The 14223-nt window shown below is 42.2% G+C and carries 14 protein-coding genes and 1 riboswitch; of the genes, 4 read left to right on the forward strand and 10 right to left on the reverse strand.

Annotated elements, in window-relative coordinates:
• Positions 1 to 25 precede the first annotated feature (25 nt).
• A complete protein-coding gene (locus DP114_RS21170) occupies positions 26 to 631 on the reverse strand; it encodes a DUF2231 domain-containing protein (RefSeq protein ID WP_171977059.1) in 606 nt (201 codons plus the stop codon).
• The gene (locus DP114_RS21175; protein ID WP_171977060.1) at positions 628 to 1128 is read right to left on the reverse strand and encodes a DUF2231 domain-containing protein; all 501 of its coding nucleotides are present in this window, start codon (positions 1126 to 1128) and stop codon (positions 628 to 630) included. The genes DP114_RS21170 and DP114_RS21175 overlap by 4 nt, the downstream gene beginning before the upstream one ends.
• 1058 nt (positions 1129 to 2186) lie before the next feature.
• Between DP114_RS21175 and DP114_RS21180 the strand changes: the two genes are divergently transcribed.
• Together DP114_RS21180 and DP114_RS34465 are read left to right on the forward strand one after the other, a co-directional pair.
• Positions 2187 to 2783 carry a glutathione S-transferase family protein gene (locus DP114_RS21180; protein WP_171977061.1) on the forward strand — a complete coding sequence of 199 codons (597 nt, stop codon included), beginning with the start codon at positions 2187 to 2189 and terminating at the stop codon, positions 2781 to 2783.
• A gap of 879 nt (positions 2784 to 3662) precedes the next feature.
• A complete protein-coding gene (locus DP114_RS34465) occupies positions 3663 to 4706 on the forward strand; it encodes a hypothetical protein (RefSeq protein WP_211178560.1) in 1044 nt (347 codons plus the stop codon).
• A gap of 55 nt (positions 4707 to 4761) precedes the next feature.
• On the opposite strand, the gene DP114_RS21190 is transcribed toward DP114_RS34465, so the two are convergent.
• From DP114_RS21190 to cobG, 4 genes are all read right to left on the reverse strand, one after another.
• Positions 4762 to 5466, reverse strand: a complete 705-nt coding sequence (locus tag DP114_RS21190; protein ID WP_171977062.1) for a Uma2 family endonuclease — start codon at positions 5464 to 5466, stop codon at positions 4762 to 4764.
• Between the two features lie 39 nt (positions 5467 to 5505).
• Positions 5506 to 6210, reverse strand: coding sequence for a precorrin-2 C(20)-methyltransferase (locus DP114_RS21195; protein WP_169266497.1), 705 nt, complete (start codon positions 6208 to 6210; stop codon positions 5506 to 5508).
• On the reverse strand, positions 6207 to 6836 hold the full coding sequence (locus DP114_RS21200) for a precorrin-8X methylmutase (protein WP_169266498.1): 630 nt from the start codon (positions 6834 to 6836) through the stop codon (positions 6207 to 6209). Before DP114_RS21200 ends, DP114_RS21195 begins: the two co-directional genes overlap by 4 nt.
• 233 nt (positions 6837 to 7069) lie before the next feature.
• Entirely contained in the window at positions 7070 to 8566 is a 1497-nt protein-coding gene (gene cobG / locus DP114_RS21205; protein ID WP_246162617.1) for a precorrin-3B synthase, read from the reverse strand.
• Positions 8567 to 8615: 49 nt separating this feature from the next.
• Positions 8616 to 8770, reverse strand: a riboswitch (cobalamin riboswitch).
• A 60-nt stretch (positions 8771 to 8830) separates the two neighbouring features.
• On the opposite strand from cobG, the gene cbiE reads away from it, so the two are divergent.
• Both cbiE and DP114_RS21215 read left to right on the forward strand, forming a co-directional pair.
• Complete coding sequence (cbiE, locus tag DP114_RS21210; RefSeq protein WP_171978253.1) at positions 8831 to 10036, forward strand: precorrin-6y C5,15-methyltransferase (decarboxylating) subunit CbiE; 1206 nt, start codon at positions 8831 to 8833, stop codon at positions 10034 to 10036.
• A gap of 263 nt (positions 10037 to 10299) precedes the next feature.
• Complete coding sequence (locus DP114_RS21215) at positions 10300 to 11220, forward strand: hypothetical protein (RefSeq protein ID WP_171977064.1); 921 nt, start codon at positions 10300 to 10302, stop codon at positions 11218 to 11220.
• 136 nt (positions 11221 to 11356) lie between these two features.
• On the opposite strand, the gene DP114_RS21220 is transcribed toward DP114_RS21215, so the two are convergent.
• From DP114_RS21220 to DP114_RS35810, 4 genes are all read right to left on the reverse strand, one after another.
• On the reverse strand, positions 11357 to 11578 hold the full coding sequence (locus DP114_RS21220) for a type II toxin-antitoxin system HicA family toxin (protein ID WP_169266501.1): 222 nt from the start codon (positions 11576 to 11578) through the stop codon (positions 11357 to 11359).
• Positions 11575 to 11805: a type II toxin-antitoxin system HicB family antitoxin gene (locus DP114_RS21225; RefSeq protein ID WP_246163384.1), complete on the reverse strand. Its 231-nt coding sequence runs from the start codon at positions 11803 to 11805 to the stop codon at positions 11575 to 11577. The genes DP114_RS21220 and DP114_RS21225 overlap by 4 nt, the downstream gene beginning before the upstream one ends.
• Before the next feature lie 73 nt (positions 11806 to 11878).
• Complete coding sequence (locus tag DP114_RS21230; protein ID WP_169266503.1) at positions 11879 to 12622, reverse strand: cobalt-precorrin-6A reductase; 744 nt, start codon at positions 12620 to 12622, stop codon at positions 11879 to 11881.
• Positions 12623 to 13924: 1302 nt separating this feature from the next.
• Positions 13925 to 14047: a hypothetical protein gene (locus tag DP114_RS35810; protein WP_256379274.1), complete on the reverse strand. Its 123-nt coding sequence runs from the start codon at positions 14045 to 14047 to the stop codon at positions 13925 to 13927.
• Positions 14048 to 14223: the final 176 nt, after the last annotated feature.

Consider the following 14223-nt stretch of genomic DNA (forward strand, 5'->3'; position numbering starts at 1 on the left):
ACAAATGACTAAGGACTAGAATTATTTACTTGAGCAGTACATTAGGGTTTTGACCCAATCGCAACAACATATCAGCGGTATTATGTACACCAAACTCAGCAGCCAGTTGCGCTCCTAGTGTTCCATGAAGGTACATCACAAACATGATTGCGAAACCAGAAACCAGGTAACTCCACTGCACTTGTTGGCTTTTATCCTTACACCAAACGTAGCGCTGCAATCCTCTCCAAACAGTCATGCCAACAATCAATGCTAATAATAAGACACCACCGATACCGTGCCAGAGCATTGTTTCCATTGGTTGTAATCCCCAGGCACTTTTCACATCAGATGGTGGATTTGCCAGCATGATTTCGTAAAAGCCTGCTGCTACCGTAAAAAAGCTAATCACGGCTGAACCCAGCAAATTGTACCAGCCGACATCAAAGAAGTTGGAACGAACGGCGTTAATTGCCAAAAATTTGAAGACTGGAGTTTGTAAGGGGAACAGTACACCAACGACATCAAACAGAATTCCAAGAATAAATAAACCAAGGGTGAGATGAACCAAGTTTGGATGAATTGGTATTGCATAGGGCAATCCATTTGCGCCAACATGTGTTTTTAATTGGTCAATAATTTCAGTGTTCATTGCAACAACCCTTCTTTTAGTGCTTCAATAACTGGTACTGTATGCAGTCCATAGACCCAAACCAGTTTGTCTCCGAGATACACTTGTACGCCAACCAGAAGAGTTAAAATCAGTCCTAGTGTAAGATAAGAAAAGGGTACCTTATGTGGGGTTCGGCTACGAATGACATAGCGCCAAGCTGTAATAGATGCAAGGATTCCTGAAAGCGACCAGCCAAGCAGTGTATGGAAATTCAGCACTGACTCAACAGCATCATAAGGTTCTGCCAAACCTGCTTCAAACTGACCAAAAATGATGGCGACGAAGATAGAAATGGTGGCGAAAAACAGATTCCACCAACTCACTTCAAAAAGACGGTATTTTCCTGTGAAATAACCAATAACATCGCAAACAAAGGCAAACAATACCATCGCAATGACGAAGTGTACAACGATGGGATGAACTGTATCTGGATACGGTAGATTGTGGTCATTCAAGACCGGAAAAGACTCAAACATATTCTACTCCTAGACATCTCTTATGAATTATTTGCCAGTGCAAATCCTGTATTCAGGAAATATTTGCGAGATAACATTTTTCATACGGAATTAAATTAAAAGTTGACGAGGTTTTATGTTTTTCAATTCTTGACCAAATCAATCTTTAGAACTTTCTCTAAGATGTTATGGAGAGTGTTTAACAGTTACCAGTTATCAGTCTTCACTGTTCACTGTTCACTGTTTACTGTTTACTTCACACGCACAATGATTCGATACCTACTTTGAGGATCAGATACTCAATCATTAAGTCATAAAATAGCCACAGGTTTTAACGAAAAATCTGGTTCAATAGCAGCGCTATGCCCAATCTAATTGCATTTTTGTGGTAATTTATTCCCCAGAACTGTTTACCACTGTTACCTATCTTAAACTTCTGTAAATAAAATTTATGTGTGATTTGATAGTTTTATATTTTTTTTATTTTGTTATAATAGAACAGTCAAATCAACTTTTTTTCTATTTTTTATATCTTAGAAAATAGCACAAATAATCGTAGAATCAAGCATACCAACAGGGGTTATACAAACGCTCACAGATATAGCAATCCTATTTGATAAGTAACTCAACCTAATTAAACGTGAAATGTCATTGCGTTAGCGTAGCGGGCAAGGGAGGGCATACGGAACGCAGTGAAGCAAAGCAATCCCAAGAATCGTATTTTATGTTTTTTTCTGTTGACCTACTTAGGTGAACAGTTGGTTTGGGCTGTTGAACGCCAGACGCCTACGGAGGGTTTCCCTCCTCATGCGCGGTGGCTCCTGTTAACAGTGAACACTCAACAGTCTTAAATCAATATTTACAAATCATTTAGGACTGCTATAGTTTGTTCCAACATTATTGAATGGTATATTTATTTACGCACCCACTGTACTAGTCAATTCTGAATCGGTCTTGAAGAGTCCTGGGTAAACCATCAAATATTGTCAAATATTGTAAGATACAGAAGTTGTGTGCAAAATCTTTACCTGATACATAAGCGTAGTAGGAAAGAACTAGCTATCACGTGAAAAATCCATATGATTAAGCTTTATCATGTCGAATTATCCGGAAATTCTTATAAAGTACGATTAATGCTGTCGCTGCTTGGGATTAAGCATGAGCAGGTGTTAGTTGATCTTCGCGGTGGCGAACACAAATCTCCCCAATTCCTCAAACTAAATCCCTTTGGTCAAATTCCTGTACTGGTGGATGGGGATGTTGTGGTGCGAGATTCTCATGCGATTCTGGTTTATCTAGCACGACGTTACGGTGATGAGGATTGGTTACCCACAGAAGCACAAAGCATGAGCAAAGTCATGGGGTGGTTGTTCACTGCTGCAAATGAAATTCGTCAAGGACCGGAATTTGCCAGACGATATCACCTGTTTCAAATTCCGCTAGATGTGCAACTGGCAACACAAAGAGCTTATGCAATCCTAAAAATACTGGATGAGCATTTGACTGGGCGACAATGGCTGGAACTGAACCGCCCCACTGTCGCAGATGTTGCGTGTTTTCCATACATTGCACTAGCCCCAGATGGCAAAGTCTCTTTGGATGCTTACCCCAACATAATTGCTTGGATTAAGCAGATAAAACAATTACCAGGATACGTTGGAATGCCAGGGCTGTAGTATCAATTTAAAATCAAAAGTAGAGTTTGATGTTGAGCAAGTATTGGAAACCAGGAGGTTTGGGGAATATTCACTAGTGAATCTAGATGAGAACAAAGCTTGTTCTTGTGTTTGTTCTGCCTGCTGGGGTAAGCACGCCTTGAAGTCTCGAACACGTAACTCGAACATCTGCTCAAATTCTTCTAGATTGAAATATTGAATAATAATTTCGCTACCGTTGCAACAAGAGCGAAATCAGATTAATTCAAGCTTTAACAACAAAGCTAGTGTCTATTTTCCAAAGCTTGATTTTTTTGTAGCTTTTCTTGTCTGGTAGCTTTGAGGTTTTTCGTGTAAAGTTATTATCTTGTAGATAAACCCTAGCTGCTCCGTCCAGATGACGGAATATTTTGCATTGATTCTCTGGCTCACTATGCACATATTTATTGAAATAGTAGTGCTCAAAGCAATTATCAGGAATTTCCTCTATCTCCAATATCTTGATACCGTCAGGATAGCTCTAAAAAAACTCTGTGCGCACACCATGAATTTGGATAATTTTTTTTGCCAAATTGGATTGATAGAGGTGGTGAGATCTACATGATATCCAAGGGCTTATCCACAGCAACGCCTATAGTTCGGCGGTGCTGGTGCCGAAAGTAACTGCGTGACTTTGCCCCGTTACAGAGGAACGCTTAAGCGTGTTTTCGTCTGAACTTTACTTCTGGCAATATTGGCGATCGCCCTTGGCGTGCCCTGTGCCTGACTCACTCCGTGAGTCCCCTGAACTCTGTTCAGGGCTACAATCTTCGATTGCAGAGGCACATACGGGCGATCGCACACCCCATCCCAAAAAACTTGGGAAAATATCCCAAGTTTTTTATAATAGAATCAAAAATTATGAAACCTAAAAAAGTAGAAATTGTCACCATTAAAACTCCCCCGGAGCCATCTCTGAGTGGCGTTGAAGGAGTATCACCTGAATCGGGACAAACCACTGATTCAGAACAAACTGCAGCCCAAGCGCAAGAACACAAAGACGATCCCAAAGAAACCACTGCTTCTGATCACGAGCATAAGCCGGAAATAGAAGAACCTGGTGCAATCTTTCAAGCTGTTGGAGTTATTACTGGGAAAGTCGCTTTTAGCGAAGAGAACAGAAGCACTATCATAATTGGGAACAAAGAGTATCCTCTCTTTTACGCGCCCAAGAAACAGCGAGCATTTGATGCATTAAAGAAAGAAGTACAGGCAACGGGCGAAGCCACTCAACGGTTGGTTGTTTACCCGCGTTTTACCCATTTCCCTAGACGCGATCAACCCGCCCAGGTTTCGTTTCAAGTCGTTGGGTTTGACAAAGGACGTGAAACAAAAGGGGCGGCATCCGAGGAACTTTCCGACATGGAGTTTAAACTCTGTGGATTATGGCAGTTCATCCCCGTTTGCCCTACTCCCTGCATCTCTATATTCCGAAATTTTACCAAAGAGCGGCTGGATCATGTAAAAAAATCGGAACCAGCAAAAAAGGTAAAATTCATGAAAGCTAGTCATCTGCCACTGTTTTGGAGGGATGCGCCAGTTCCGCCGTTCAGATTCAATCCCAAGGCTGACAAAGAACAGCAAGGCAAGCCAGTTTTCGTGCAGATCAAAGCTAAATTTATGCCTGGGCGGGATGCTTTTGCTTTTGATTCGTTGCTGGGGTTGCCGTTGGAGAAGCCACCCAAGTTCCTAAAAGTCAGCAAGGAAGATAAGGCGACAGCGTTGAAAGAGAAGAGGGACGCTGAAAGAGCTGCTGGCAAGGATGTTGGGGGATACGAACGTAAGCCACCGTATACAGTCAGACCCAAAGGTCATTTTAGTGAAAAACCAATGACCGAAAAACCAATGACCGAAAAACCAATGTTCGAAAAACCAAAGCCGAAACCAAAACCACAACAACAGTAGTAAAAAAGAAACTCCCTCGTATACCAAGGGAGTTTCTGCATCTGCGTGACTACACTCAAGAATTGCTCCCAGCTTGAAAAATCTGTTGGGCAGTTAAGCTAAGTTCTGGAAATGTTGGGGATTGAATGCGTTCATCTCCCCTAAACTGAGTAACTTGGTATTCACCTTCCACCAAATAGTAAATAGAAATAGTAGGTTGTTTGGGGTTACCGATGAACTTATGAGCGCCAAGAGCAAGATAATCTATAATCCAATATTCAGGAATTCCAATTCCTTCATACTCACCATATTTTTTGTAGTAATCATCTCGCCAATTAGTACTCACCCTTACGGGTTCGTCAGTTGCTACCCTTCGGGAAGCCGCCCTCCGGGCGTCTACAACGCGGGGAACCCGCGCAACGCACTGACTCACTACCTCAACCACCAGAGGAATTGATGCACCTTGAGTTACAGTAGATTCCTTTTTCCAAAGTGGTTCCGTTGCCAAATTAGGGCGATTTAGTATCAACACATCTGGCGAGTAACCTGATTCACTTTCAGGTGTTTTAACTAGTGCTGTTTTAGGTATGGAATAGGGAAGCTTTAATCGTTTAATTTCCACTGCTATTTCTAGCGTTAAAAAACCTGTGATGTCTTCATGATCTCCCAATGGTTGCGGCATTTCAACGATTACCCCATCATGCAGTTCATAGCGTCTTCCATCTGGTTTCCACTCCACAAATTCTTGAAATGTCACTAGTTTGCGTAGGGTTTGAGTCATCTATTTTCCTCCTTTTGTTGTTGCTGCTTTCTACCTCACTTATAAATGACTCTTACTCGGCACTAAAATCATCGAAAAATAAGGCACTTGGGATGGATCCATATCATCCAAAGAAACAACTCGCTGGTTTGCCATCGTCCCTCGTTCAATGTAACGCGCCCGTGATGCCAGTCCTAATTTATGCAACACATCACGAACTTTTGTAAAATGCCGTCGCAGTTTGATAATGACAGCAGCATCAGCATTTAACAATTGTGCTTCCAAAACTTCGGCTGGTAGAGGAGCTGGTAGTACGCTGAAAACATCGTTACGATAACTCAGGGGGACTGCTAGTGCTGAAGCACACCCCATTGGTGAAGAAACTCCTGGCACGACTTCTGTTTCAAAATGGTCAGACAGTCGTGTGAATACGTACATAAAAGAGCCGTAAAACAACGGATCGCCCTCGCACAGTACCACCACATCCCGTCCAGCAGCAAGATGTTCTTGTATAGGAATGACAACCTCGTCATAAATAGGTTGTGCAGCATACGGATCAAGAGCGCGGGGAAGATGATACTGTACCTCGATTTGATTGCCAGGAAGATATTCAGCTACGATACCTCTAGCTATACTTTCCTTATCATCTGCAGATTGATAGGCGACTACTGGGCAAGAACGTAATAGCCGCAGTGCTTTTAATGTTATAAGTTCTGGATCACCAGGACCAACACCAACTCCATAAAGACGACCTTTGTTCATCATTCTTCCTCCGTTGCTAAGGCGTTAACTGCGGCGGCGGCGATCGCACTCCCACCCCGCCGACCATGTAATGTCATAAATGGCACACCACGACTATCTGCAGCCAGTGCTGCTTTCGATTCTGCCGCACCCACAAACCCAACAGGAAAACCCAGAATGAGAGCTGGTTTTGGTGCCCCAGCGCTCAACATTTCTAGTAACCGAAACAAAACAGTCGGTGCGTTGCCAATTGTAACCACAGCCCCTTCTAACACTGGTAGCCACAATTCCAAAGCAGCTGCAGAACGGGTGGTTCCCAGTTTTTGAGCAAGTTCTGGCACATCGGGATGATTGAGGGTGCAAATCACTGAATTGTCTGCTGGTAGTCGTCGCCGCGTAATACCTTCTGCTACCATCCGACAATCACACAAAATCGGTGCCCCTGCTGCTAAAGCTGTACGCCCAGATTCTACAGCTGTTGGTGAAGCTGCTAAGTCATAAACAATATCTGTCATCCCACAAGCATGAATCAGACGCACGGCAACATTTGCGACATCGGGAGCAAGTACAGACAGATTTGCCTCAGAACGAATCATGGCAAAGGATTTATGATATATTTTGTTACCGTCTTTTATGTAGTCAATAGTCATTTGTTAGTTGTTACTCTTATCCCATCCAAAAAAGACTTATTTAACGAACCGCCAAGACGAGCGACTGCGTTGCGGAGCCAGTACTGCAGGAGGGTTTCCCGACCTAGGTATCTGGCGTTGGGGTTCCCCCCGTTGTAGCACCTGGCGTGCCAAGAACCCCAAGAAAAAGATAGGTAATTTTGTAGGGGAAGGCGGTAGTTGTTAGTTGTTTGTTTATTAACCACTAACTACTCTTATTTATCAAACAACCGTTGCAAGTCTGCAATTACATATTGGTTGACAAATTCACCAAATGATGTATTGGAAGCATCACGTTCTGCCATATATATTTGCAACATTCGCTCTAGCAGTGAAGGTAATTCTGTAAAGGACACCCAACCGTAAAGTTCTCGTCCAAATTTTTCGTGACTATCACCATCACCTACGCAGACTTTATAACCTTCCACCACTTCCCCTTTATCTTCAATATTGAAACCAACAAGAGCAATATCGCTCCTGCTATGCTGAGCACAGGATTTTTCGCAACCTGTGAAGTGAATGTTGATTGGTTGGTCAAGAATAACGCGATCATCCAAGTATTGCGCTAATGCTAGGGCATGATTTTTGGTATCTGTTGCTGAAGACGCACATCCGGTGTTACCAGCGCAAGCAACTAGGGCACTGCGAATATTAGTTGCAGACCAATGCAATCCTAAGTTTTCAATTTTACTTTGTATCTTGGGAATCCACTGTTGAGGAATATCTGATATCAAAAGATTTTGCCAAGGTGTCAGCCTAAGTGTAGCATTAGCATAGGTTTCAGCTATATCCGCTAACCCACGTATTTGTAAAGTATTTAATCTACCAACTGGTACGACAACACCAATGTAGGACAATCCTTTGTGTCGTTGGGGATGGACACCTATGTGTTGGTATTTAGAATAGACATTGCATCCAATATCTCTATATTCCTCCTTAATTTGTGTATGACTGCTTTTCACAGAAAAACGCCGTAGTGGATAGGGAAGATGACGTTCAACTTTTTGAAGAAATCTTTCTATACCTAAGTTGTTCAAAATCTCCCAAAAACGTGGCTGACGTGACTTGCGATGAGGAATTGTGTTTCCAATCTCTAGTGTGAGATGCTGCAAATAGACTTGTGCCAATGCACCTACAACCTCAACACACTCTTCTGGTTTTAGCAGGATGTCTGTATCAATAAATGGTTCAAACAGCGATGTACCCAAGTTCAGTTTGAGCCGGAAGTAAACGTTATTATCAACCATAACCGCAGTCAGGGCGATATCGTTTGATCGTTCGCCAATCGACACAGAACCACCGCCATCAAAAGCAACGCTGAATTTAGGTGAAAGTGGCGCTAGCTCTGGGTGAGTGGTAATGTAGTGATCTAATTTGCTGATGAGAGGTCGAGTATCAATTAATTCGTATAAGTCGATGCCAGACGTGGGACTACCCATGATATTGCGGAGATGATCAACCTCTGGAACGGCTGAAGCTATACCAATATCTTGTAGGACTCTTAAAAATTTAGCCGGAATCTCTGTACGGATTGCACGGATTTGGAGGTTGGCACGATTGGTAATATTAGTGTAACCAGTTCCCAACTCGTCAGCTAAGTCAGCGATGACACGAAACTGCTGACTAGTCAGTATTCCTCCAGGTACACGGATGCGAGATAAAATACCATCTCGCGCGGACGTTTGATAAAAAAGACCAGGACAACCAGACACGCCTACAACTCCTTCCCCGTGCGACGCAGAGAGCAGATAACAACTGTGTGTACAAGACACCCTTGGAGTCAGCATTCTGACTAACCGAATTTGTTGGTTGTTAGGTGTTTTATCAACTACTAAGCACTAGCAAAATCGGATTACAGCTGCGGCACAGTACCGGAATTTCACCGGACTTTCCCGACTCCAAGTGTGTAGTTTAGCATGAGATAATAGCCATACTTCTTTTTGCCAAATCTTCTTGATTCTTCCATTAGTCGCCAGATGCAGAAATGGTTATCGGTAGTGGGTATTGGTGAGGATGGGCTATCGGGATTGAGTGCGATTGCCTATTCTCTCCTTGAACATGCACAAGTGATAGTCGGGGGAAAACGCCATCTCGCCATGTTACCACCAGACGATTCACGAGAAAAACTCATTTGGACTTCCCCCATCAGTCATTCTATAGAAGAAATTCTCCGTCGCCGGGGTCAATCTGTATGCGTTTTGGCAAGTGGCGATCCCATGTGCTTTGGTATCGGTGTCACTCTCTCCCGCCAGATTCCTATTTCTGAGATGACTATCATCCCCGCCCCTTCATCCTTCAGCCTTGCTTGTGCCAGACTAGGATGGTCACTCACCGAAGTAGAGACATTAAGCTTAAACGCTCGTCCTCCTGCTCTCATCCAAGCGGCTATCTACCCAGGAGCACGTCTTCTGATTTTAAGCGAAGGCAAGGAAACCCCAGCAATTGTCGCTGAAATCTTGACAAAACGTGGTTTTAGTGATAGCAAAATTACCGTCCTAGAACATATGGGCGGTTCTCAGGAGAGAATTATCGCAGGCACAGCCGCTTCATGGACGACAACAGAACTAGCTGATTTGAATACGATCGCTGTAGAGTGTATTGCTGATGCTGGAGTTATACCCTTACCTCGGTTAGCAGGACTACCAGATGATGCGTATCATCATGATGGACAGTTGACTAAGCGCGAAGTGCGAGCAATAACACTTTCTGCTTTAGCTCCCACACCGGGACAGTTGTTGTGGGATGTGGGTGCGGGGTGTGGTTCGATTGGTATTGAGTGGATGCGGAGTCATTCTCGGTGTCGGGCGATCGCCATTGAACAAAATTCCACCCGACTACAATATATTGCTGACAACGCCGCCGCCCTTGGTACACCTTATTTACAAATTGTTGCGGGTAAAGCTCCCGCTGCATTGAATGATTTGCCCCAACCCGACGCTATCTTTATTGGCGGTGGTGCAACAACAGAAGGTTTATTCGAGGTGTGTTGGGAAGCTTTGCGTCCGGGAGGGCGTTTTGTTGCTAATGCTGTGACGATTGAAAGTGAGCAGAAGTTGTTGCAATGGCACAATCAGGTAGGCGGGGAGTTGATTCGTGTTGCTGTTCAACGGGCTGCACCTATTGGCGGGTTTTTGGGGTGGAAGCCGATGGTGCCGGTGACGCAGTGGGTGGTGAGGAAGTAGTTGGAAGCGAGTATCTTTTCGAGTTATTTGTCAGGTGGACAGGGCTTGATGTATAAAATTACAGTATATTTGCTCCACAAATATACTGTAATTTTCACTCTATATTTCCTGAAGAGGGATCTGTTGATCTGTAGCCAAGGGATGCTTTAAACTTCGGCTGTGTCTCATATGTGACCTGCCACTGATAAGCTTTGCCGTAAGACCACTTTGTTTGTCATATTACTAAAGTAGATATCTGAGGATGTACATAAACATTAAAGCCAATGCTATATCAGATAATAGTCAAAGTTGAGTCTGAAGCAATTTACCACCAACCATATAAATTAGAGATTGATAACTTTATCCTCGGAGTAATGCTCAGTCCAGATAAGGTGGTAGAGGAGCTAAGCATTGCTCTAAGGGTAAAGAATTATCAGGATTTTTTACCCCAAGTTAGTTCAGATATAGAAAGCCAGATTACTCGGATAGATATGCGAGATTCGCCGCTGTGTTTTTTACTCGTTGATCTCGCGCAACATATTGAAGCTCTTGGTAGCTTTTGGTTTGGAATTAAAAAGATCTATTGGGAGAGTCCAAAAAGAGCTTGGATAGCTGAATCATTTGAGGAGCAGGAGGCTCTTGAATTTTCAACGCATGATTTTCAGCAAGAGTCTCATGAAAATAAATGCTACAGAGAAATGTCTCCAGGAATGCTAGCATCTCTGGTACAGAATCGTCTCCTTCACCAACATTTAGTTTTGCCAATGTCGTTCTATCGAGAAGCATGTAATGACTTTAGCTCTGGTAGATACACAAGTTCCTTTATCAACTTCTACTTCTATCTAGATGACTTATACGGACAAGGCAAAACAAAAAACAAAGAAGTAGAAAAATTATTTAAGTCATCGGAGCATATCAGGAAAGCTATTGAGCAAACTATAGAACTTTATCAAAATGTAGGGGATTCGGAAAATTTGGATCAATTAAAGAAGTTCCTTGATATGGAAAAGCGTGAGTTTAATGTCGATGGAATAATCGAGCTGATAGTACAGGTGCGTGGTAATTTATCACACTTTTCTCAAAAAAGCTCCAAGAAAAAGGGGCATCCTCTAAATCAAAGAGAGTTCAGAAGCATGGCGTATCTTATAAACTCAATTTGCATTCACACATTTATAGAGCTTACTACTGGTGAGATGCCAAAGTAGTTTGTATATTCTGATGGTGGATGCAAGCAGCTGGTGAGCTAAGTTGTTAGACTGCCAGGTTGTCTGTGGGATGGTGCTTCAACGTTATTGGTAGGTTGCATCAAGATTATCGATGGAGCGATCGCCCCTCTGTAGCTCACAGTAGTTCAACAAACTCGTCCACGGTCAAACCCACTTGGCGGATGATCGCACGTAAAGTCCCTCGATCTAACTCTTTGTGATCTGGTACAGTGACCGTCGCTTTAGGTTCTTCGCGAACTAAAATGATATGGCTTCCACGTTGCCGATTTACGACAAAGCCGATTTGCTCTAGTGCTCTAACACATTCTGCACCTGAAATGACAGGCAGCTTACTCATACCAGTACAACTTCTACTCTATCCTCTGGAACAGACTCACCTCGCTCTTGCAGAACTTCGATGTAGAGAGCGATCGCTTCTTCAATATTAGCTACAGCTTCCTCACGAGTTTTCCCTTGGCTAATGCAACCTGGTAAACTAGGTACTTCAACGACAAAATAACCATCCTCACCAGGATACAGTAGTACTTTGCGTTTAGATTCGGCTTGAAGTTTTGCCACTGTTATTGCACCTACTCGGTTACTTGATCCAAATCCTAACATTCAATCAAATATCCCCTTGGGAAACAATCTCTCAAATTTATAGTAGCTGATTCACCAACCACGCCACAGCACTCTCCACATCGCTGACTTGCTCTCCTGGTGGAGTTGCTGGACGCTTTACCATTACCACCTTCACCCCAAGTTCCCGCGCTGCAATAATCTTGGCATACGTCGCATCACCGCCGCTATTCTTACTCACGACTGTATCAATTTGATGTGAAATCAAGAGTTTTCGCTCATTGTCTAGGGCAAAGGGACCGCGATCGCACAATATCACCCCTGATGGCACCAATGCTTCAGTTGCAGGAGGCTCAATCAGTCGCATCAAAAACCAAATATCCTCCAAACTGGCAAAGGATGCAAGTTGCTGCCTACCGATAGTCAGGAATACTCGTTTGGCAAATTCAGGTAATACAGCAGCTGCTGCTTCCACACTATCAACTTCAACCCACCAATCATTAGGAAGACGCTCCCAAGCAGGACGGATCAGCATCAGATGGGGTATTTTACAAGTAGCAGCGGCAGCAGCTGCATGAAAAGATATCTGTTTAGCGAAGGGGTGAGTCGCATCGATCACTACATCTATTTTTGCTTCAATTAAGTATTCTACCAGCCCTGCTTCACCACCAAAACCCCCAATACGTAGTATTCCGGCTGGCGCTTGTGGTTGACTGGTGCGACCAGCTAAAGATGTGATAACTTCTACCTCTGGGATAGCGGAGGCTTTAGCTGCCAATTCTGTCGCGTCACCTGTTCCGCCAAGAATAAGAAGATGCTTCATATTTACAATAGTTAAAGTCTTCGCGAGTATTTGCAAACTATCCAAGGAACGCTTGAGCAATACCTTAGGCTACACCGCCCTAAATCGCTGGAGTCAAGCTAATAATCTTCGATTTTATCGAAAGTCAAAATTCGCAACAAATAGTCAAAGAATATAATTTTACTTAGCCTTACTTAAAGCTTTCAATTCAACCAATCACTAACAAACGGAACACTCAATAGTGTTCTTATTTTATACCATTCTCACTAGAGACGATTTTTTATCTTAGATGTTCCTAAATTATATAAGCTTTATCAAAGTTACATAAAATTTGCCAACACCCTTGGAAAAACTAGATATTGTATCAGTATATTTTTTTATTGTGGTTTAATTCGTACTGACTATTTATAAATACATTATCATTCTTCATTGCATTTGCACTAACGTTATGTGCTCTTTGCTCAATATAAAGGCGCTTGCATCTGATTGTAAGTAGCTTCCTATGTAGATATAAGTATGGTCTTAGTATCTATATTTTGCTGCTTTGATATTGTTGGTATGTACTTTAAAAAACTCTTATTTATTGATTACTTATTTTTATTTGATTTTATACACTTCCATACATAAAAATTTCATAAATTCTATCTTTGTACTTAAATGAGTTAAGTACAAGCACTGAAAAAACAAGAATTTAAAATTCTCTAACAAAGCACACTGTAAACAAAGTGATTATTAACGTTTTCTTGACTAGACCTCTCCAAAAATGGCTATGAAACCAATACCCCGCGCTTGCACTAAAAATCATTTTTGGAGAGGTCTACTGGCTCATGGTAGTTTTAATACGTGTTTTAACTTTTTTGTTAAAATTATAGTAATCTAAATAATAGTGAGTATATTACTTACCATCTACCCATTAACTAAAGTTTTCTATTTATTTGAGGTTATGTACTCAATTTTTTGAGTTTCACTGGAAATTATTGAAGGTGGCACTCAAAACTCTCCAGGGTGACGATTCGTTACGAAACAATGTCACATAGTGTTACCAGTACGTATGATGAAAATACCTTTTTATGAAACAGTTGCCTTTGCGCCTCATGACGCAACTTAAGTGTATGAGTTATGACCACAGTCACAACTCATATGAGTTTGCTATTCTTATAATTCAAATAGGCATCTACTTAGGCTAGGCAAAACTTGGCGGACAGCCATATGGGAATAATAGGTAGAGGCGGGAATATACCTCTCCTTGTTTGCGGAAATTTTAGTAAAATCCAATAGTTTTGGTATGGAAAAATACTCTATAAAGGTGTATTTGATAAATAGTTATCCACTTTCTAAATTTCTTGTGATACCCAATGATGCTGTAAACTCTCCTGCTAAGTACACGTCACCATAAAACGGGTTCGGAATTGGCTTAAGAGATAATTCATTTCCCTGTTTTGGCATAAATTTGATTTCCGAACCCTATTAATGATGAATTGTACTAAGTGTACTCCTCAGTACAATGAATGTAGATAAGTAGCTTAAACTCTGTGTACAAGCTATCTGTAATTTCTCCCGATTTTCCATTAAGGAGCAGTAAAACTAAGTAAAACCTTAAATCCGCACAGCTACCGAACCAG

The organism is Brasilonema sennae CENA114, assembly GCF_006968745.1.
In the GTDB taxonomy this organism is placed as follows: domain Bacteria; phylum Cyanobacteriota; class Cyanobacteriia; order Cyanobacteriales; family Nostocaceae; genus Brasilonema; species Brasilonema sennae.